We start from the raw sequence: 1,927 nt of genomic DNA, 5'->3' as shown, positions 1-1,927 counted from the left end.
CGGCAGCCCCCAGAGACGGCGACGACGATGTCCCGGCCGGTCGGCCGCATGACCGCCCGGCTTCCTCCAGCCGGTGGCGGGTGTCGGGAAAACCGGTTGCCGCCGCCCTTCTGCCGGCCCGACGATGGCTCCTCGTGACCGAGACCTCCCCCGCACCCGCCGGGCTGCGCGCCCTGCTGCCCGACCTCTCTCCCTGGCGGGCCTCCCGGGACTTCCGGCGGCTCTGGGTCGCCGGTCTGATCACGAGCTTCGGGAGCTTCCTGACCTTCGTCGCGCTGCCGGTGCAGATCAAGGAGCTGACGGGGTCGGCGGCGGCGGTGGGCGCGATCGGCGCCGTGGAACTGGTGCCGCTGGTGGTGTTCGGGCTGTACGGCGGCGCGCTGGCCGACGCCTGGGACAAGCGGAAGCTGATCGTGTGGACGGAGGCGGGTCAGGGGGTGCTGTGCGCCGCGCTGCTGGTCAACTCGCTGATGCCGAGCCCCGCCGTGTGGCCGCTGTACGTGATCGCCGCGCTCACCTCGGCGCTCGGCGCGGTCCAGCGCCCGGCCCTGGACGCGCTGATCCCGCGGATCGTGGCCCATGAGCACCTGCCGGCCGCCGCCTCGCTGAACGCGCTGCGCTGGCAGGTCGGCGGGATCGCGGGGCCGGCGCTGGCCGGCCTGGTGGTGGCGTACGCGGGCCTCGGCTGGGCGTACGCGGTGGACCTGGTCACCTTCCTGGCCTCCGTGGCCCTGGTGGTGGGCCTGGCCTCCTCGCCCGCCTCGCACGAGGCACGGAAGCCGTCGTGGGCGGCGATCGCCGAGGGCGCCCGGTACGCGTGGAGCCGCAAGGAGTTGCTGGGCACGTACGCCGTCGACCTGGCGGCGATGTTCCTGGCGATGCCGCTCGCGGTGTTGCCGTTCCTGGCGGACGAGCTGGACGCCGAGTGGTCGCTGGGCCTGATGTACGCGGCGATCCCGGCGGGGTCGCTGCTGGTGAGCGTGAGCAGCGGGTGGACGTCGCGGGTGCACCGGCACGGACGGATGGTGGTGCTGGCGGCGGCCGGGTGGGGTGTGGCGATCGCCGCCGCGGGGGTCGCCGGGAACGTGTGGCTGGTGCTGCTGTGCTTCGTGCTGGCCGGCGCCTTCGACATGGTCAGCGGCGTCTTCCGCAGCGCGATGTGGAACCAGACCATCCCCGACGAGCTGCGCGGGCGGCTCGCGGGCATCGAGCTGCTGTCGTACTCGGTGGGCCCGCAGCTGGGCCAGGTCCGGGCGGGCGGCACGGCCGCGCTTGCCGGGGTGCGGGCGTCGGTGTGGTCGGGCGGGCTGCTGTGCGCGGGCGCGGTGGGGCTGCTGGCGCTGTGCCTGCCGACGATGATGACGTACGACGTGCGGACCAACGAGCACGCGGTGCGGCTGCGCGAGAAACGCGCGGCCGCCCGCACGCCGGACGCCTGATCAGACCTCGTGCCGAGGTCGTCGGGGCCCGTTCACTCGTCGTCGGGACGGCCCGCGGGGGCGTCGTGCCACTTGGGGTCGGTCTCCCATTCGAGGTTCCGCTCGCGGGCGGTCTGCATCGCGTGCTCGGCCTCGGCCCGGGAGGCGTACGGCCCGAAGCGGTTCTTCGCCGGGCACTCCGGGCCCTCCTCGACCTTCTTGTGCTCCAGGCAGTAGTACCACTCGCCCGGCTTGCCGACCGTGCGCTTCTTGAACAGGGCCATGACCAGCTCCTCTCGCCACCGACATGTTCCCCCATGCCCGCTGGTTGGGCCTACCCAACACATCCCCGGCGCCGGCCCGGCGGGGGGGGGTGGTGGGGGTGGCGGGGGGGGGTGGGGTGCCTCTCGCGCTAAGATCGCCTGTCCGCGCTCGCGCGGGGGGAGCGGGGGCGAAGAGCACTCCGAGACCGGCGAGGACGACGACACCCGCGACGATACCGATCACGG

2 protein-coding genes are annotated in these 1,927 nt (G+C 73.9%); one reads left to right on the top strand and one right to left on the bottom strand.

Annotated elements, in window-relative coordinates; translation table 11 throughout:
* Positions 1 to 134 precede the first annotated feature (134 nt).
* Positions 135 to 1,439 carry an MFS transporter gene (locus ACFWR9_RS31050; RefSeq protein WP_383847698.1) on the top strand — a complete coding sequence of 435 codons (1,305 nt, stop codon included), beginning with the start codon at positions 135 to 137 and terminating at the stop codon, positions 1,437 to 1,439.
* Between the two features lie 32 nt (positions 1,440 to 1,471).
* On the opposite strand, the gene ACFWR9_RS31045 is transcribed toward ACFWR9_RS31050, so the two are convergent.
* Positions 1,472 to 1,702: a hypothetical protein gene (locus ACFWR9_RS31045; RefSeq protein WP_383847696.1), complete on the bottom strand. Its 231-nt coding sequence runs from the start codon at positions 1,700 to 1,702 to the stop codon at positions 1,472 to 1,474.
* Positions 1,703 to 1,927: the final 225 nt, after the last annotated feature.

This window comes from Streptomyces sp. NPDC058534, assembly GCF_042717365.1.
In the GTDB taxonomy this organism is placed as follows: domain Bacteria; phylum Actinomycetota; class Actinomycetes; order Streptomycetales; family Streptomycetaceae; genus Streptomyces.
This window is presented reverse-complemented; position numbering and strand designations above follow the sequence as displayed.